Here is a 17,747-nt window from a genome sequence, read left to right as displayed (position 1 = left end):
ACGCCGTGGCCAGGGGGTCAGCGGAAGTGCGCGGCCGGGGTGTGCCCGAAGTGCCGGCGGAAGGCGTCGACGTACCCGTTGAGCGACCCGTAGCCCACCCGCCGCGCCACCCCGGCGACCGGCAGCCCGTCGGCCAGCAGGGGGAGCGAGGCACGCAGGCGCACCTGGGTACGCCAGTCGGTGAACGTCATCCCGGTGCCCACGGCGAACGCCCGCCGCAGCGTGCTCACGCTCGTCCCCAGCTCGGCCGCCCAGTCCTCCAGCGACCGCGGATCCGCGGGCGTTGCGGACAGCCGCGCCGCGACGGCCCGGGCCCGCGGATCGGCCGGCAGCGGCACCGCGACGCCCGGGTCCGGCACCGCCGCGACGAGCCCGAAGAGCAGGGCGCGGGCCGAGGCCTCCACGGCCTGCAGCTGCGGCCCGGACAGCGCGAGAAGCAGCTCCCGCAGCAACGACCCGACCGGCACGACCGTCGGCCCGGCCCAGTCCAGCGGGCACGCGTGCGGCCAGACGTACAGGCAGTGCAGCGCCGACGGCGGCCGGTTGACGACGTCGTGCGGCGTGTGCGCCGGGAGCAACAGGGCCCGGGTCGGCGGCAGGACCCAGGTGCGCGAGCCGACCACCGCCGTCGTCAGGCCCTCGCTCACCCACGCGATCTGGTGCTGGCGGTGCCGGTGCACGCCCCAGGAGCCGGGCTCGCCGGGCGGGAACCGGCAGATCCACATGTCGTGCTCGGTGTCGCCCTCGTGGTCGTCGTAGGGCGGCGCCTCGACCGCGAGCGTCATGGCTGCTCCCTGGGGTGGGTTGAACGCTGAGCTGGTGTCGACCGGATCGAACTGAGGTTAGCCTCACCGACGCTGATCGACGACCCCGTGGAGACCGCGTGCGCCCCCGTTCCCTCCTGCTCGCCGCCGTGCTCGTGCTGGCGGCGGCCTGCTCGTCCACCCCGCCGGCCACCGCGCCGTCCGCCGCGCCGTCCGCGGCGCCGGCGTCCCCGGCCTTCCCGGTCTCGGTCGAGCACGAGTTCGGCACGACGACCGTGCCCGCGGCTCCGCAACGGGTGGTCAGCGCGGGGTACACCGAGCAGGACACCCTGCTCGCCCTCGGCGTCACGCCCGTCGCCGTGACCGACTGGTACGGCGACCAGCCCTACGCGACCTGGCCCTGGGCGAAGGACGAGCTGGGTCCGGCCACGCCGACGGTCCTCACCGCGAAGGACGGCCCGGACTACGAGAAGATCGCCGCCCAGCGTCCGGACCTGATCGTCGCGACCAACGCCGGACTCGACCGCGGGCAGTACGACCGGCTCGCCGCCATCGCCCCCACGGTCGCGCAGCCCGCGGGCGGCAGTGCCTGGTTCGCGCCGTGGGACGCGCAGGCCCGCCTGATCGGCGCCGCGGTCGGCGAGCCGGACGAGGCCGACGCCCTGGTCGACGGAATCAAGAAGCGCTTCGCCGACACCGCCGCGGCCCATCCCGCCTTCCGCGGCACCCCGGCGATCTTCCTGCAGGCCCCGTACTACGACGGCAGCGCGATCGCCTACCAGGACGGCCTCTCCACCGAGTTCCTCACCGACCTCGGGTTCACCGTGCCCGCCGAGATCGACCGGTTCGCGCCGGAGGGCGACTCGAGCCAGGCGTACATCCCGATCGAGAACCTCGGCGTGCTCAACGCCGGAAAGGTGCTGGTCTGGGCGACCGAGGACGCGTCGGCGCGCACCGAGCTCGAGGCGCAGCCGCTCTACCGCACGCTCACCCCGGTGCAGAACGGCAACCTCGTCTTCACCGACGCCACGCTGGCCGGCGCGATCTACTTCTCCAGCCCGTTGTCCCTGCCGTACGTGCTCGACCACCTCGTCCCGCTGCTCGACGCCGCGGTGGCCGGCAACCCGGAGACGAAGCCCGCGGCCTAGGCTCGGCGTCCGTGACTGCGATCCGGGTGGCGGTGCTGGGGGCGAAGGGGCGCATGGGCTCCGAGGCGTGCGCGGCGGTGCGCGCGGCGGAGGACATGGAGCTCGTGGCGGAGGTCGGCTCGGCGGACCCGATCTCCGCGGCCGACGGCGCCGACGTCGTCGTCGATCTGACCCGTCCGGACGTCGTCATGGACAACCTGGAGCACGTCCTGGGCCGCGGGCAGCACGCCGTGGTCGGGGTCTCGGGGTTCGACGCCGGGCGGCTCGACACGGTCCGCGGCTGGCTCGCCGACAGGCCGGGCCAGGGCGTGCTGATCGCGCCGAACTTCGGCGTCGGCGCCGTGCTGGCCATGCACTTCGCCGCGCAGGCCGCCCGGTTCTTCGAGTCGGCCGAGATCGTGGAGCTGCACCACGAGAAGAAGGCCGACGCCCCGTCCGGCACGGCCGCCCGCACGGCGTCGCTGATCGGCGAGGCGCGCGCGGCCGCCGGGCTCGGCCCGGTGCCCGACGCCACCACCAGCGACCCGCTCGGCGCCCGCGGCGCCGCGGTGGACGGGATCCACGTGCACGCCGTGCGGATGCCCGGGATGGTCGCCCACCAGGAGGTCATCCTCGGCGGGTCGGGGGAGGTCCTGACGATCCGGCACGACTCGATGAACCGGGCGTCGTTCATGCCGGGCGTGCTGATGGCGGTCCGCGCGGTGCCGAACCGGCCGGGCCTGACATTCGGCCTGGAGCCCCTGCTCGGGCTCTCCTAGCCGGACGGGCCCGGATCAGGCCAGCTCGAGGTCCAACGGGCCGCTGTGCCGGACCTCCCGCACGGTGCCGTCGCCCGTGTCGAGGGTCCGGACGGCGCCGTCGGCGGGCCAGCCCGCGCGCGTGTAGAAGGCGCGCGAGGCGGTGTCGGCCTCGGGCACCCAGGCCCGGCCGTGTTCGGAACCGGCCCGCCGCAGTGCCGCGCCGGCCGCGGCGAGCAGCCGTCCGCCGTGCCCGCGCCGGCCCCACCGCGGCTCGACGAGCAGCGCGCTGATCTCCGCGATCGTCAGGCCGTCCTGCCCGGCGTAGTGCGCGGCGGCGCAGAACCCCACCGTCCAGTCGCCCTCCAGCGCCACGAACACATGGAAGGGATCCCCGGCGGCGACGGCGTCCTGCCAGGCGTGCCGGGCGTCGTCGCTGGTCAGCCGGTCCAGGGCGGCGTCGGGGACGATCCCCGCATAGGCCACCCGCCAGGTCCCGGCCTGGATGCGGACGATCTCGTCGACGTCGGCGTCGACGGCCGGGCGGACCGAGGCGAGGGCCATGCCGACATTCGTACCGGGTGGCGGGGTGACGGCGGACACCGGCCGCAGGATTGGCCCGGCGCTCGCGGACATGGCAGCGTGGGGGAACGTGAACGATCGTCCGTCCGGCGCCCGGACGGCCTGGGTGGCGCTCTTCCACGTCTACCTGCTCTGGGGCTCGATCTACCTGCTCAACCGGCTGCTCATCACGCACGTGACGCCGCTGCTGGCCGGCGGGTTCCGGTTCCTGTCGGCGGGGGTCGCACTCGGCCTGATGGTCCTGGTCGTCTCGGGACCGCGCGGGCTGCGGATGAGCCGGCCGCAGCTGCTCACGACGATGCTCTCCGGGCTCCTGCTGCCGGCCTGGGGCAACGGACTGGTCGCCGTCGCGCAGACGCAGATCCCCTCGGGGCTCGCGGCGCTGCTGCTGGCCGTCGTGCCGCTCTACATCGCGGTGCTGCGCACGATCTTCGGTGACCGGCCCAGCGCCGCGACGCTGGTCGGGGTGCTGGTCGGCCTCGTCGGGCTGGGCGTGCTGGTGCTCGCGGGCCCCGGGTCCGGAGGCACCGCCGGGAGCGCCTGGTGGGGTCCGTGGCTGGTCGTCCTGGCCGGCCTGGGCTGGGCCTCGGGGACCTACGCGACGACCCGCCTGCCGGTCCCGCCCAACCCGTTCGCGCTGGCCACGGCGCAGATGGTCACCGGTGGCCTGATCATGGTCGCGGTCGGGGTCGCGACGGGCGGACGGGTCGACCTCGGCGCGCTGTCGGCGGGGACCTGGTGGGTCTGGGTGGCCGCCGCGCTCGCCACGCTGGGCGGGTTCAGCGCGTACGCGATCGCGCTGCGCGGGCTGCCGGTGTCCACCGTCGCGACCTACGCCTACGTCAACCCGGTGATCGCGGTCCTGCTCGGGGTCCTGCTGGTCGACGAGCGGTTCACGGCGCTCCAGGGCCTGGGCGGGGTGATCGTGCTCGTCGCCGTCGTCCTGGTGGTGCGGGCCGAGCGGCGGCCGGCCGGGGACCCGGACGAGCTCGCCGCCGAGCCCCTGCCCGACCGGCCGCCCGCCCGCTGAGGCCGGGGCGCTCCGCACGTCCGGAAAGTGTCGGTGCGGCCTGGCAGCATGCCCCTCGTGAGGACGATCTCGGCCGACGTCGCGCGCCGGACCGCGCTGGCGGCGCAGGGCTTCGCGGAGCCGCGGCCGTCGGGCCCGGTCACCCGGCGGCACCTGCAGCGTGTCCTCGGCCGGGTCCAGCTGCTGCAGCTCGACTCGGTGAACGTCGCCGTCCGGGCGCACTACATGCCGGTCTTCAGCCGGCTCGGCGCCTACCCGCACGACCTGCTCGACGGGGCGGCCTGGCAGCACACCGCGCGCCGCCCCCGGCTGATGGTCGAGTACTGGGCGCACGAGGCGAGCCTGCTGCCGGTGGAGGACTGGCCGCTGCTGCTGTCCGGGGCCAAGCGGCCGGGCTGGTGGCGGCACTACGCCCAGCTCGCCGACCGCGAGCCCGCCCTGGTGGACGACGTGCTGGCCGCGGTCAAGGAGCTCGGCCCGGTCGGGGCGGGCACCTTGGAGACGGCCCTGGGCGGGGCGGCGGGGAAGCCCCGCCCGCCGGGGGTGTCGTGGTGGGAGCGGTCGGACGTCAAGCGCATCTGCGAGTACCTGTTCGGCCTCGGTGCGCTCACCACGGGCACCCGGGTCAACTTCCAGCGCCTCTACGACCTCACCGAGCGGGTGCTGCCGCCCGCGGTGCTCGCCGCACATCCGATGGATCACGGCGAGGCGGCACGGGGGCTCGTGCGGCGGGCGGCCCGGGCGCTGGGGATCGCGACCGAGCCGGACCTGCGGGACTACTACCGTCTCGGGCCCGCGGAGAGCAGGCTCGCGGTGCAGGAGCTGGTCGAGGCGGGGGAGCTCGAGCCGGTCGCGGTGCGCGGCTGGCGGGCCCCGGCGTACCGGGCGCCGGGCGCGAGCGTGCCGCGGCGGGTCGAGGGGCGGGCGCTGCTCGCCCCGTTCGACCCGCTGATCTGGGAGCGCGAGCGCACCGAGCGGATCTTCGGCTTCCGGTACCGCATCGAGATCTACGTGCCCGAGCCGAAGCGCGAGTTCGGCTACTACGTCTTCCCGTTCCTGCTCGACGGCGAGCTGGTCGGCCGGGTGGACCTCAAGTCAGACCGGGCGGGCGGGGTCCTGCGGGTGCAGGCCGCGTTCGCCGAGCCGGGTGTCGCGGTGCCGCGGGTGGCGGCGGAGCTGGCCGCCGAGCTGCAGCACATGGCGGAGTGGCTCGGGCTCGAGGGCGTGGTCGTGGGGGAGCGGGGGAACCTGGCCGGGCCGCTGGCGATCGCCGTCGGGTGAGGCGTACGCCGACGGCGCGCCCGGATGCGTCCGGACGCGCCGTCGTCGCTCCCCTGTCGCTTCGCCCGTCACCGGGTTCGTCGCCAGGCCCGCGCCCGCCGGCCCCTCAGACCGCGGCGGTGGCGGCGCGGGTGATGTGGATGTCGCCGCTCCCGGTCCGGCCCGTCACGCGCAGCGGCGGGGCGCTCGCCGGGGCGACCCGGCCGACGTCGAGGTCGCTGCGCGCGCGTCCGGAGCCCGAGGTGAGGTCGAGCTCGGCGGCCACGCCCGAGTGCACTCCGACACGGATCGACCCCGAGCCGGTCGTGAGGTCGAAGCGGCCGGCGAAGGCGTCGGCCACGTCGACGTCCCCGGAGCCCGTCTTGAGCGTGAGGTCGGCGTGCACCTCGCCGAGCGAGACGTCGCCGGAGCCCGCCTTGACCGTGGTCGGGCCGGAGAGTGCGGCGGCCGAGATCCCGCCCGAGCCGGTGCGCAGCTTCGCCTCCGCACCGACGATCCCGAGCTCCACGCGGCCGGAGCCGGTGGTGACCTCGAGGGCGCCGGTGACCTCGTCGAGCCGGGCGTTGCCCGAGCCGGTGCGCACGGCGGACCAGCCGGAGCGGCCCGTCACCGTGACGTCCCCGGCGCCGGTGCGCACGGCGAGCCGGGAGCGCGCGGGCGCCCACACGGTCACCGCGAGCGGCACCACCCGCAGCGGCAGCTCCTGGGTGGAGCGCACCACCAGCCGCCGTGCGGCCTCGTTCCAGCCGATCTCGGCGGCACGGACCGCGGCGGCACCGGGGTCGCCCCCGACGTCGCCGGTCGCCGTGCCGAGCCAGTTGAGGATGCCGGTGATGCCCTGCTCCCACGGGCTGTCGGCGCCGGGCTCGTGGCGCACCTCGACGCGGACCTCGGTGGCCTCGTCGTTCAGCTCGATCCGCACCCGCCCGACGTCGATCGTGACCTCGAGCTCCGCGGGCTCCGCGCAGTCCCAGGCCTGCTGGCGCACCAGGTCCTCGTCCGGTCCGGTCATCGCGCTCACCCCTGTACCCATCCGCGGAGGCGCCCGTCGCCGCCGTCGTCGTCCCGGCCGCCGTGCGGGCCGTCGGGCCGCGGCCAGCCCCGGCCGCGCTGGTCCCACCGGCGCTGCCGGCCGGCGAGGGCGCCCTGGACCGCCTGGGAGACCCAGGAGTTCAGCGAGACGCCCTGCTGCGCCGCGGCCTGCTCGGCCTGCGCCTTGATCTGCTCGACGAGCCGGAGCGTGATCCGGCTGATGTCGCCGGCGTCGCCCGGGCCGGGCGGCGTGAACCGCGGCGGCTCGTGCTCGTGCTCCTCGGCGGCGCCGGAGACGGCCACGCGGACGTCCCGTCCGTCGAGGCGCACCTCGACGGTGCGGTCGCCGAGCGCCTCGGTGACCTCGGCGGCCAGGTCGGAGAGGGCGTTCATGACGGCCAGCCGGGCCGCGGGTTCGATCGCCGCGCCGAGGAGCGCGGCCGTGCGCTGGGTCTGCTCGTCGCCCGCGGCGGCGGCGGACGCGAGGTCCTCCCGCAGCTGCGCGACGTACTGGCCGATGTCCATGACGCCACTATGGCGTCACGGATGGCGTCACGCAACCGGCAGCCTGCTGTCACGCTGACGCCGGGCCGGTTCCGTCGGTTCCGCCGGTTACGCTGCCGACCATGCCGCAGACCGTCCCGCCGAAGGTCCAGCTCGTCGCCAAGACCGAGTTCCTCCCGCCGGCCGACGTGCCGTGGGAGACGGACGCGGACGGCGGGCAGGCGCTCGCCGAGTTCGCCGGCCGGGCCTGCTACCAGTCCTGGAGCAAGCCCAATCCACGCACCGCCACCAACGCGGGCTACCTGCGGCACATCCTCGAGGTCGGGCACCTGTCCGTGCTCGAGCACGGCACGGTCAGCTTCTACCTGACCGGGATCTCGCGCAGCCTCACGCACGAGCTGATCCGGCACCGGCACTTCTCGTACTCGCAGCTCTCGCAGCGGTACGTGCCCGAGCGGGACGCGGCGATGGTGGAGCCGGAGGTCATCGCGGACGACCCCGAGCTCCACCAGATGTTCCTCGACGCCGCCGAGGCCTCGGTGAAGGCCTACGAGCAGCTGCTCGAGGGCCTCGAGAAGCGGTTCGCGGACGTCCCGAACGCCACGCTGCGCCGTAAGCAGGCCCGGCAGGCCGCGCGGGCGATCCTGCCCAACGCCACCGAGACCCGGATCGTCGTGACCGGCAACTACCGGGCCTGGCGGCACTTCATCGGCATGCGCGCCACGGAGCACGCGGACGTCGAGATCCGCGCCCTGGCCATTGAGTGCCTGCGGCAGCTGCAGGCCGAGGTCCCCAACGTCTTCAGCGACTTCGACATCCAGAAGCTGGACGACGGGACCGAGATCGCCAGCAGCCCGTTCGTCACGGAGGGCTAGCGGAGCGCCGCCCGACCATCTGCACGGAGGGCTAGCGGAGCGCCGCCCGACCGTCGGCACGGAGGGCTAGCGGAGCGCCGCCCGACCGTCGGCACGGAAGGCCATCGGTACGGAAGGCCAGCGGAGCGCCGCGGCCGACCACCTGCCGGGCGCCCGGGGATCTCCGGCGATAGCGTGGCGGGCGTGAGTCTTGCGACCGACGAGCGCGCCGCCCTGTCCGACACCCTGGAGAAGCTCGGTCCCGACCGCCCGACGCTCTGCGAGGGCTGGACCACGCGGGACCTGCTCGCGCACCTGCTCGTCCGGGAGCGGCAGCCGTGGGCGGCGCCCGGGATCGTCGTCCCGGTTCTGCAGCCGCTCACACAGAAGGGCATGGCGGGCTACGCCGACGCCCCCTGGGAGTCGATGGTCGGCGAGCTGCGCGAGGGCGCGCCGCCGTGGTCGCCCTTCGGCATCGGCAAGGTCGACGAGCTCGCGAACGGCGCGGAGTTCTTCGTGCACCACGAGGACGCCCGCCGCGGCGAGCCGGGCTGGGAGCCCCGCGACTTCGACCGGGAGCGCGACGACCAGCTCTGGGCGCTCGCCACCCGCACGTCCCGCGTCATGCTGCGCCGCAGCCCCGTCGGCGTCGTGCTCCGCCGGCCGGAGGGCGCCGCGCACGTCGTGAAGACCGGCCCCGGCCTGGTCACCCTGGTCGGCGACCCGGGCGAGATCGTCCTGCACCTCTTCGGCCGCGATGCCGCCCGGGTGGAGGTCGAGGGCATCGCTTCCGACGTCGAGCTCTACAAGGGCGTGAGTCGGGGCCTGTAGCCGGTCGACTACGCAGCATTACGTATGGGATCCGTGCCGCTGCCTGCCTAACGTCCGGTGAGGACTCGAGGGCGAGGAGGCGGCCATGTCCCTTCCGCGATGGGGTGTGGCGGTACTCGGGGCCGTAACCTGCGCGCTCCTGCTGGCAGGGATCGCCGTGGCGGTGGTTCCCCGCTCTGCCGACCGGACGATCGACGCGCTTCCGTCGGGTGTACCAGAGGCGATCGAGCCTTCGACTCCGACCAGCACGGTGTTCCCGGAGGCCGCCGACCCGGAATCCGGTGCTTCGACCGGCCAGGCCGCTGCTCCGGGCGACGACACCGGCGCAGGCTCGACAACGGACGGGCCGGGCGCGACGACGGGCGGGTCGGGCGCGACGACGGGCGGGTCGGGCGCGACGACGGGCGGGTCGGGCGCGACGACGGGCGGGTCGGGCGCGACGACGGGCGGGTCGGGCGCGACGACGGGCGGGTCGGGCGCGACGACGGGCGCGACGACCGTCTCGCAACCCGGCCCCTCCGACGGCGTCACCACGACCCCCCGGACGACCTCGATGACCTCGAGGACCTCGACGACGTCGAGGTCCGCGCCTCCCGCAGCGGCGGCTCCTCCGGCGAACCCGCCCGCCGGCAAGCCACCCTCGCCGATCATGATCGATCCGATCAGCGCGCTGGGTGCGGACGAGGACGGTGTGCGGTCGGCCGTGGCGGGCCGGTGGAAGCTCTCCTTCACGGTGAAGGAGGGATCAGAGGAGGCCGGGAACTGCGTCTCGACCGGGTCCAGCCCGCAGATCTTCGCCGAGCTCGGGGGCCGCCCGCTGGCGGAGGGCAGCAGGGTGACCGTGTACATGAGGTGCGACGACCCGCCCCCGCCGGTCGGACAGCCGGGCAGCGGCACGAACGGGATCCAGACGGACGGGAACCCGACCGACGACACCTCGACCGACGACACCGGGGACACGCCGTCCGCCCCCAACGGGCCGAACCGGTGACCGCCACCGGCAGCCGGGACGTGCGGCCGTCCCCGCGACCCCGTCCGACCGGTCCGCCGGAGGCGGCGCAGACGCCGCCCGCCCGTGAGGAGGATCTTCCGCCGCCGATGACGGCGGAGGTCATCGCGACCCTCCCGAAGGTTTTCAAGGTGGCGGCGGCCGTCGTCGCGCCCACCACCCTGTTGACCGCGCTGCTGTTCTACTTCGGGCTGCTCGAGGTCCAAGGCATCTTCCGCTGGCTGGGCGTGTCCTACACCGTCTTCGACCTCGGCCTGCAGGACTACCTGATCCGCAGCGCCGACGGGCTCTTCGTGCCGGTGGTGGTCGGAGCGGCGGCGGTCGCGGTCGGGGTGTGGGCACTCCGCATCGCCGATGCCGTCATCGAGGGTGACCGCGGGGCGCGGTTCGTCAGGGTCGCGACCCCGTGCCTCGCGGTCGTGGGTGCCGCGGCCCTCGTCTGGGCCGTGATCGGTCTTCTCGATCCCTCGACTTTCCACGAGGCCCCGGTCCTGCCCGGTCTGCTCCTCGTGCTCGGCACCCTGCTCGTCGCCTATGCCGCACGCCTGCTGCGGAAGCTGCACACGCCGCGCCCTGACGTCGGGCCCGCGCTGATCGTCATCGAGTGGTCGGCGATCTTCGCGATCGTGAGCGTGGGTCTGTTCTGGGCCGTCGGGAATTACGCGGTCCAGGTCGGGATCACGCGGGGTCAGCAGATCGCCGCGGCCCTGCCCAACACACCGGACGCCGTCGTCTACAGCGAGAAGCCGCTCGCGCTGACGGTCCCGGGCGTGACGATGTCGAGGTGCACCGAGCCCGAGAGTGCCTTCACCGTCCGCTACACCGGGCTCAAGCTCGTCCTCCGGTCCGCCGACCAGATCCTCCTGCTGCCCAGGGACTGGACGCACGAGACGGGCACGGCGGTCCTGTTGAACCGGACCGACCCCATCCGTCTCGAGTTCGCCGCGCCCGGCACTGCTCAGGTCGGCGGGTGCTGACGGGGGCCGGGTACCGTCACCCCCATGAGCCGCTCCTCCGCGCAGGCCCTGCCCCCGGGTCGCCCGTTCGGCCAGGTGCTGACGGCGATGGTCACGCCCTTCGACGCCGACGGGGCGCTGGACCTGGCGAAGGCGGAGGAGCTGGCCACGCATCTCGTCGACCTGGGCAACGACGGGCTGGTCGTCAACGGCACCACGGGCGAGGGGCCCACGACCACCGACAAGGAGAAGTCCGAGCTGGTCCGGGCCGTGGTGAGCGCGGTGGGCGACCGGGCGACGATCGTGGCCGGCGCCGGCACCTACGACACCGCGCACAGCGTCCACCTCGCCCGCGAGGCGGAGAAGGCGGGGGCGCACGGGCTGCTCGTCGTCACGCCCTACTACTCGCGGCCCCCGCAGAACGGGCTGGTCCTGCACTTCACCGCGGTCGCCGACGCGACCGACCTGCCGGTGATGCTCTACGACATCCCGCCCCGCTCGGTCGTCCCGATCGAGCTGGAGACGCTGCAGCGGCTCGCCCAGCACCCGCGCATCCTCGCGGTCAAGGACGCGCGCAACGACCTGCGCGTCGGCACCGAGGTGCTCGCCACCACCACGCTCGCCTACTACTCCGGCGACGACCCGGTGAACCTGCCCTGGCTCTCCGTCGGGGCCGTCGGGTTCGTCTCGGTGATCGGGCACGTCGTGGCGGACCGGCTGCGCGTGATGCTCGGCGCCTTCGAGGCCGGCGAGCACGACCGCGCCCGCAACCTGCACTACGCCATGATCCCGCTGCTGCGCGGCATGGGGCGGGTGGGCGGCGCGGTCTTCTCCAAGGTGGCGCTGCGGCTGCGGGGGATCGACGTCGGCGAGCCCCGGCTGCCCCTGCCGCCCGCGACCGAGGAGCAGGTCGCGCTGATCGCGGCGGACCTGATGGCCGGCGGCGTCGCGCTCGACCCCGACCGCGTGCCGCACGCCCGGCCCGCGCACCCCGGACACGGGGCGCTGGGCACCCGCACGGACACCGATCTGGGGGCCGAGGTCGCCTACCGCTGACCCGGCCCCTCCGACCAGCAAGAAGAGGCACATAACACTGTGAGTCGTCCCTCCTCCCGCCACGACCGTCGCCGCCGATCGGGACGCCGGGAGCGCGGTCCCGAGCGCCCGCCGCGGCCACCGGAGATCACCAACCCGGCCGAGCTGCCCGCGGGGCCGCCGCCCGCCCTGCCCGAGGGCGGCCTGCGCGTCTACGCCCTCGGCGGCATCGGCGAGATCGGCCGGAACATGACGGTCTTCGAGTACTCCGACCGGCTCATGGTCGTCGACTGCGGCGTGCTGTTCCCCTCCGAGGACTCGCCCGGCGTCGACCTGATCCTCCCGGACTTCCGGGCGATCGAGCACCGGCTCGACGACATCGACGTCCTCGTGCTCACCCACGGCCACGAGGACCACATCGGCGCCGTGCCGTTCCTGCTGCGGCAGAAGCCGGACCTGCTCGTCGTCGGGTCGCGGTTCACGCTGGCCCTGGTCGCGGCCAAGTGCAAGGAGCACCACCTCACCCCGCACCTGCTGGAGGTGAAGGAGGGCGACCGGCTGCACCACGGGCCGTGGGACTGCGAGTACTTCGCGGTCAACCACTCCATCCCGGACGCGCTGGCCGTCGCCATCCGCACGCCCGCCGGCCTGGTCCTGCACACCGGCGACATCAAGCTCGACCAACTCCCGCTGGACGACCGGCTCACCGACCTCGCCGGGTTCTCGCGGCTGGGCGACGAGGGCGTCGACCTGTTCGTGGTCGACTCGACCAACGCCGACGTCCCCGGCTTCGTCACGCCGGAGCGCGAGATCGGACCGGTGATCTCCGACGTGTTCGCCAAGGCGCCGTCACGGATCATCGTCGCCTGCTTCGCGAGCCACGTGCACCGCGTGCAGCAGGTGCTCGACGCCGCCGTCGAGCACGGCCGCAAGGTCTGCTTCGCGGGGCGGTCGATGGTGCGCAACATGGGCCTGGCCGGCGAGCTGGACCTGCTCACCATCCCGGACGACCTGCTCGTCGACCTCGACGAGGCCATGCGGCTGCCCGACGAGCAGCTGGTCCTGATCTCGACCGGGTCCCAGGGCGAGCCGCTCTCGGCGCTGTCCCGGATGGCGCGCGGCGACCACCGCACCGTCGTGATCCGCCCGGACGACACCGTGATCCTGGCCAGCTCGCTGATCCCGGGCAACGAGACCGCGGTCTTCGCGGTGATCAACGGGCTGACCCGGCTCGGGGCCAAGGTGGTGCACCAGGGCAACGCGAAGGTGCACGTCAGCGGGCACTCTCCGGCCGGGGAGCTGCTGTTCCTCTACAACGCGGTGCGGCCGTCGAACGTCATGCCGGCGCACGGGGAGTGGCGGCACCTGCGGGCGAACAAGGCGCTCGCGGTGGCGACCGGCGTCCCCGAGCAGAACGTCGTGATCGCCGAGGACGGCGTGGTCGTCGACATGGTCGACGGCAAGGCCGCGATCACCGGGCGGGTCGAGGTGGGGCGGGTGTACGTCGACGGGAACCTGGTCGGCGACATCGGCGAGGGCGTGCTCTCGGACCGGCTGGTGCTCGGCGAGGGGGGCTTCATCTCGATCACCGTGGCGATCGACGGCACCACCGGGCGCGCGGTGTCGCGGCCGACCCTCTCGGGCCGCGGGTTCTCCGACGACCCCAAGGCGCTCGACGCCGTCCTCCCGATGGTCGAGGACGAGCTGTCCCGCACGGAGAACGACGGCATCACCGACACCCACCGCGTCGCCCAGGCCGTCCGCCGGGTGGTCGGGAAGTGGGTGGGGGAGACGTACCGCCGCCGGCCCATGATCGTCCCGACCGTCATCGCCGTGTAGGGGGCCGTGTAGGGGGCCGTGTAGCGGGCCGTCCCATCGGTCCGTCCGGCCAACGCCTGGGAACCCTTTTCGCGAAACGTCAGATCTCGAAGCATCAGACGGTCACACTCTTCGACCGTCTGATGCTGAGAAATGCGACCCGATGGACCGCCGGTCGCACCTCGTCGAGGTCACCGCCCCGGGCCGGAGCCTGCTCGGCAGGCTGCAGGAGACGGGCGAGGGGCCGAACCCCGCCAGACCCTCGTCCCCGGGGCGGGCGGGTCAGCTGCTGTTGCGGCGGCGTTGCGACCACATCTGCGTGGCCCGCTCGAACTCGACGGCGGCCTCCCAGCCGATCCCGGGCGGGCCGAGTTCGGTGCGGAAGGACCGCACGGCCTCGCGGGCCAGGGCCGGGTCCTTCGCCGGGCCCGCGGCGAGCCGGTGGGCGGTCTCCTCGACCTCGGCATCGGGGACGGCGGCCCAGGCCAGTCCGATCTCGACGGCGCGACGGCCGTCGATCTCCTGGCTGAACAGGCCCATCGCCGCGGTGGCCTCCCGGCCCGCGGTGCGCCCGGCGAGGGTGAAGAACCCGCCGCCGGGGTGCAGCCCGATCCGCAGGAACCCGGCCAGCAACCGGGCGTCCTCGGCCACGATCCGCAGGTCGGTGGCCAGCGCGAGGTTCAGCCCCGCTCCGACGGCGGCCCCGCGGACCGCGGCGATCGTGGGCACGGCGAGCTTCCCGACCCGCACGAACGCCTGGTACACGGCACCGCTGTTGCGGTAGGTCTCGTCCTCGGCCTGGTCGGCGCCGGGCTGCCAGCGGCGCCGGTCGGCACCCGAGCAGAACGTGCCCGCCGCCCCCTTCACCACGGCGGCCCCGATCTGCGGGTCGGCGTCGACGTCCTCGCACACCGCGACGAGCTCGCGGCCCATCTCGGGGGTGAGGCCGTTCTTCACCTCGGGGGAGTCGACGGTGATCGTCGCGACCCCGTCGGCCTTGTCCAGCACGATCCTGCCCATCAGGTTCCCTCCGTGTGCCGCACGAGGACGTCGACGGCGACCGCGCCCTCGCGCCCGACGATCAGCGGGTTGATCTCCAGCTCGGCGAGGTCCGGGTGCCCGATCGCCCGCGGGACGGCGACGACGGCGGCGGCCGCGGCGTCGACGTCCCGCGGTGCGGACCCGCGGTGGCCGGCCGGCAACGGCCAGGAGCGCAGGCTGCGCAGCAGGGCCAGCGCCGCGTCGTGGTCGAGCGCGACGGGGGTGCGGTCGGCGGCCGACAGGGCGGTCCTCCTCGTCGTCGAGGGCTCCGGGCAGGCGGGATCCCGCAGGCCAGAGGCCTGCTCCGCGATCTCACAGTAGGTCGACGTCGACGTCGACGACAAGGCTTCGGTCCCGAGCTGCGCGCCGACCGGATCGAGCTGCGCCAGCGAAGGGGCACGATCCACTCCCCGTGACCGCGAGTCGCGCTCCCGGCTCCGCCGAGTCGGGCTGTGAGCTTCGCTCGGGGCCCGGCCGGTGGTGCGTCGGTCCCCGGAATCGTCCGCCTCGCCGACTACCGTGGGCGACATGGCGGGACGAGGGACGGCCGGGCGGGCCGCGAGCGGTGAGGCGTGGGCGTCGGCCGGATCCGGTCGGACCCGCGCGTCCTCGTCCCGTTCGCGCACGTCGTCCTCGCGCTCCCGCACCCCGGCGAAGCGCGCCCCCGCCAGGCGCGCCCCGGCGAAGCGCCAGCCGGACCTGATCGACAAGGGGATCGACGCGGTCGGCCGCGGCGTCGTGAAGGTGACGAAGTCGGCCGGGCGCGCGGCGGGCCGCACGCGGGAGATCGACCCGGCGCACCGGCGGGACGGGCTCGGCGTGCTGTTCATCGTGCTGTCGGTGATCTCCGCCGCCGGGATCTGGTGGGAGGCCGGCGGGCCCGTCGGTCGCGGGTTCTCCACCGGCGTCGGAGCGGTGTTCGGCATCGCCGGCGCACTGTTTCCGGTGATCCTGCTGGCCGTCGGCGTCGTGCTCATGACCACCCCCGCGCACCCCGAGGCGCGGCCGCGGATCGCGGTCGGCACGCTGCTGCTGGCCCTCGGCGTCCTCGGGCTGGTGCACCTGTTCTCCGGCTCGCCGGACGAGCCGGGGCAGTGGGCCTCCGGTGGCGGCGCGATCGGCTATGTCGCGGCCACCCCGCTGGCCAGCGGGCTCACCGCGTGGGTCGCGGTGCCGATCCTGCTGCTCGTCAGCTTCTACGCGTTCCTCGTGCTCACGGCCACGCCCGTGCGTGAGGTGCCCGACCGCGTGCGGCGGCTGCTCGGCAAGCCGGAGGTCCACCCCGAGGGCGAGGAGGACGAGGAGCCCGTCGCCGCGGAGGAGCCCGCGGTCGAGGCCCCGCCGGCGCGGCGCCGATCGACCCGCCGTCGGCAGGCGTCCAGCGCCGAGGCCTTCGCGGAGGGCACCGCGGCCGACGCCGCGGCGGAGACGCACCCGGAGCCCCCGGCCGAGCCGGAGGAGGAGTACGTCCCGGTCGCGCCGAAGCCCCGGGCGAAGACCCGCCCGGACCCGTCGACGATCAAGGCCACGCCGCCCGCGGAGCCCGCCCCGGCCGAGGGCGAGCAGATGTCGATGGCCATCCGCGAGCCTGTCGGCGAGGGCGAGTACCGGCTCCCGCCCGCGGACCTGCTGGAGACCGGCCCCGCGCCCAAGCTCCGCTCCGCGGCCAACGACGCCATGATCGAGTCGATCAGCGGCGTGCTGGACCAGTTCAACGTCGACGCGCAGGTCACCGGCTTCACCCGCGGCCCGACGGTCACCCGCTACGAGATCGAGCTGGGCCAGGCCGTGAAGGTCGAGAAGATCACCCAGCTGTCGAAGAACATCGCCTACGCGGTGGCCACGGACAACGTGCGCATCCTCGCGCCGATCCCGGGCAAGTCCGCGGTCGGCATCGAGGTGCCCAACTCGGACCGCGAGATGGTCCGGCTCGGCGACGTGCTGCGCTCAGGCACGGCCCGCACCGAGACACACCCGATGGTGATCGGGCTGGGCAAGGACATCGAGGGCCACTTCCTCTGCGCGAACCTGGCCAAGATGCCGCACCTGCTCGTCGCCGGCTCCACCGGTTCCGGTAAGTCCAGCTTCGTCAACTCGATGCTGGTCTCGCTGCTCTCCCGGGCCACGCCCGAGGAGGTCCGGATGATCCTCGTCGACCCGAAGATGGTCGAGCTCACGCCGTACGAGGGCATCCCGCACCTGATCACGCCCATCATCACCCAGCCGAAGAAGGCGGCGTCCGCGCTGGCCTGGCTGGTGGAGGAGATGGAGCAGCGCTACCAGGACATGCAGGCCAACCGGGTCCGGCACATCGACGACTTCAACCGCAAGGTCCGCTCCGGCGAGATCACCGCGCCGCTGGGCAGCGAGCGGGAGTACCGGCCGTACCCGTACATCCTCTGCATCGTCGACGAGCTGGCGGACCTGATGATGACGGCCCCGCGGGACGTCGAGGACGCGATCGTCCGGATCACGCAGAAGGCCCGCGCGGCCGGCATCCACCTCGTCCTGGCGACCCAGCGGCCGTCGGTGGACGTGGTCACCGGCCTGATCAAGACGAACGTGCCGTCCCGGCTGGCGTTCGCCACGTCGTCGCTCACCGACTCCCGGGTCATCCTCGACCAGCCCGGCGCCGAGAAGCTGATCGGCATGGGCGACGGGCTCTACCTGCCCATGGGCGCGAGCAAGCCGATCCGCATGCAGGGCGCGTACATCTCGGACGAGGAGATCGCCGAGGTCGTCGGGTTCACCAAGGAGCAGGCCGAGCCGACCTACACCGAGGGTGTCACGGCGGCGAAGCAGGGCGAGGCCAAGGAGATCGACCCGGACATCGGGGACGACCTCGAGCTCCTGGTCCAGGCGACCGAGCTGATCGTGACCTCGCAGTTCGGGTCGACGTCGATGCTCCAGCGGAAGCTGCGCGTCGGTTTCGCGAAGGCGGGCCGGCTGATGGACCTGCTCGAGACCCGCGGGATCGTCGGGCCCTCCGAGGGGTCGAAGGCGCGCGAGGTGCTGATCAAGCCGGACGAGCTGGAGAACGTCGTCTGGCTGCTCCGCGGCGGGAGCGGCGACCCTCCCTCCGAGGACGGTGATTGAAGCTTCTACCAGCGAAGACGCGAGCCGGT

Annotated in this window: 18 protein-coding genes; 11 read left to right on the top strand and 7 right to left on the bottom strand. The window is 74.1% G+C overall.

The genetic code is table 11. The features are described from left to right. Positions 1–17 precede the first annotated feature (17 nt). A complete protein-coding gene (locus tag ABD990_RS32240) occupies positions 18–785 on the bottom strand; it encodes a helix-turn-helix transcriptional regulator (RefSeq protein WP_345384588.1) in 768 nt (255 codons plus the stop codon). Between the two features lie 98 nt (positions 786–883). On the opposite strand from ABD990_RS32240, the gene ABD990_RS32235 reads away from it, so the two are divergent. Next, a complete protein-coding gene (locus ABD990_RS32235) occupies positions 884–1,912 on the top strand; it encodes an ABC transporter substrate-binding protein (RefSeq protein WP_345384587.1) in 1,029 nt (342 codons plus the stop codon). Between the two features lie 11 nt (positions 1,913–1,923). Beyond that, the gene (dapB, locus tag ABD990_RS32230) at positions 1,924–2,670 is read left to right on the top strand and encodes a 4-hydroxy-tetrahydrodipicolinate reductase (RefSeq protein ID WP_345384586.1); all 747 of its coding nucleotides are present in this window, start codon (positions 1,924–1,926) and stop codon (positions 2,668–2,670) included. A gap of 15 nt (positions 2,671–2,685) precedes the next feature. On the opposite strand, the gene ABD990_RS32225 is transcribed toward dapB, so the two are convergent. After that, complete coding sequence (locus tag ABD990_RS32225; protein ID WP_345384585.1) at positions 2,686–3,213, bottom strand: GNAT family N-acetyltransferase; 528 nt, start codon at positions 3,211–3,213, stop codon at positions 2,686–2,688. A gap of 88 nt (positions 3,214–3,301) precedes the next feature. On the opposite strand from ABD990_RS32225, the gene ABD990_RS32220 reads away from it, so the two are divergent. After that, positions 3,302–4,261 (top strand): EamA family transporter, encoded by a 960-nt coding sequence (locus tag ABD990_RS32220; RefSeq protein WP_345384584.1) that lies wholly within the window; start codon positions 3,302–3,304, stop codon positions 4,259–4,261. A gap of 48 nt (positions 4,262–4,309) precedes the next feature. Continuing rightward, a complete protein-coding gene (locus tag ABD990_RS32215) occupies positions 4,310–5,542 on the top strand; it encodes a winged helix-turn-helix domain-containing protein (RefSeq protein WP_425569705.1) in 1,233 nt (410 codons plus the stop codon). Between the two features lie 106 nt (positions 5,543–5,648). On the opposite strand, the gene ABD990_RS32210 is transcribed toward ABD990_RS32215, so the two are convergent. Then, positions 5,649–6,554 (bottom strand): DUF4097 family beta strand repeat-containing protein, encoded by a 906-nt coding sequence (locus ABD990_RS32210; protein WP_345384582.1) that lies wholly within the window; start codon positions 6,552–6,554, stop codon positions 5,649–5,651. Between the two features lie 5 nt (positions 6,555–6,559). Then, on the bottom strand, positions 6,560–7,099 hold the full coding sequence (locus ABD990_RS32205) for a toxin-antitoxin system HicB family antitoxin (protein ID WP_345384581.1): 540 nt from the start codon (positions 7,097–7,099) through the stop codon (positions 6,560–6,562). A gap of 101 nt (positions 7,100–7,200) precedes the next feature. Here ABD990_RS32205 and thyX point away from each other — a divergent pair, with 101 nt between their 5' ends. Beyond that, a complete protein-coding gene (thyX, locus tag ABD990_RS32200) occupies positions 7,201–7,953 on the top strand; it encodes an FAD-dependent thymidylate synthase (protein ID WP_345384580.1) in 753 nt (250 codons plus the stop codon). A gap of 183 nt (positions 7,954–8,136) precedes the next feature. Beyond that, positions 8,137–8,763, top strand: coding sequence for a TIGR03085 family metal-binding protein (locus ABD990_RS32195; protein WP_345384579.1), 627 nt, complete (start codon positions 8,137–8,139; stop codon positions 8,761–8,763). 18 nt (positions 8,764–8,781) lie between these two features. On the opposite strand, the gene ABD990_RS32190 is transcribed toward ABD990_RS32195, so the two are convergent. Further along, positions 8,782–9,414, bottom strand: a complete 633-nt coding sequence (locus ABD990_RS32190) for a hypothetical protein (protein WP_345384578.1) — start codon at positions 9,412–9,414, stop codon at positions 8,782–8,784. On the opposite strand from ABD990_RS32190, the gene ABD990_RS32185 reads away from it, so the two are divergent. The 4 genes from ABD990_RS32185 to ABD990_RS32170 all read left to right on the top strand — a co-directional run bounded on the left by ABD990_RS32185 (position 9,413) and on the right by ABD990_RS32170 (position 13,602). Continuing rightward, positions 9,413–9,754 (top strand): hypothetical protein, encoded by a 342-nt coding sequence (locus ABD990_RS32185; protein WP_345384577.1) that lies wholly within the window; start codon positions 9,413–9,415, stop codon positions 9,752–9,754. The genes ABD990_RS32190 and ABD990_RS32185 overlap by 2 nt on opposite strands. A gap of 107 nt (positions 9,755–9,861) precedes the next feature. Then, positions 9,862–10,749 (top strand): hypothetical protein, encoded by an 888-nt coding sequence (locus ABD990_RS32180; RefSeq protein WP_345384576.1) that lies wholly within the window; start codon positions 9,862–9,864, stop codon positions 10,747–10,749. Between the two features lie 24 nt (positions 10,750–10,773). After that, on the top strand, positions 10,774–11,784 hold the full coding sequence (gene dapA / locus ABD990_RS32175) for a 4-hydroxy-tetrahydrodipicolinate synthase (RefSeq protein ID WP_345384575.1): 1,011 nt from the start codon (positions 10,774–10,776) through the stop codon (positions 11,782–11,784). Positions 11,785–11,910: 126 nt separating this feature from the next. After that, positions 11,911–13,602, top strand: a complete 1,692-nt coding sequence (locus tag ABD990_RS32170) for a ribonuclease J (RefSeq protein ID WP_345384603.1) — start codon at positions 11,911–11,913, stop codon at positions 13,600–13,602. A gap of 261 nt (positions 13,603–13,863) precedes the next feature. On the opposite strand, the gene ABD990_RS32165 is transcribed toward ABD990_RS32170, so the two are convergent. Continuing rightward, on the bottom strand, positions 13,864–14,601 hold the full coding sequence (locus ABD990_RS32165; RefSeq protein ID WP_345384574.1) for an enoyl-CoA hydratase-related protein: 738 nt from the start codon (positions 14,599–14,601) through the stop codon (positions 13,864–13,866). Beyond that, the gene (locus ABD990_RS32160) at positions 14,601–15,029 is read right to left on the bottom strand and encodes an acetate--CoA ligase family protein (RefSeq protein ID WP_345384573.1); all 429 of its coding nucleotides are present in this window, start codon (positions 15,027–15,029) and stop codon (positions 14,601–14,603) included. Before ABD990_RS32160 ends, ABD990_RS32165 begins: the two co-directional genes overlap by 1 nt. Positions 15,030–15,150: 121 nt before the next feature. Between ABD990_RS32160 and ABD990_RS32155 the strand changes: the two genes are divergently transcribed. Further along, positions 15,151–17,718, top strand: coding sequence for a DNA translocase FtsK (locus ABD990_RS32155; protein ID WP_345384572.1), 2,568 nt, complete (start codon positions 15,151–15,153; stop codon positions 17,716–17,718). Positions 17,719–17,747: the final 29 nt, after the last annotated feature.

The sequence above is a fragment of the Pseudonocardia yuanmonensis genome, assembly GCF_039542425.1.
In the GTDB taxonomy this organism is placed as follows: domain Bacteria; phylum Actinomycetota; class Actinomycetes; order Mycobacteriales; family Pseudonocardiaceae; genus Pseudonocardia; species Pseudonocardia yuanmonensis.
The sequence above is the reverse complement of the archived record's forward strand: the minus strand, read 5'-3'. Positions and strand labels throughout refer to the sequence as shown.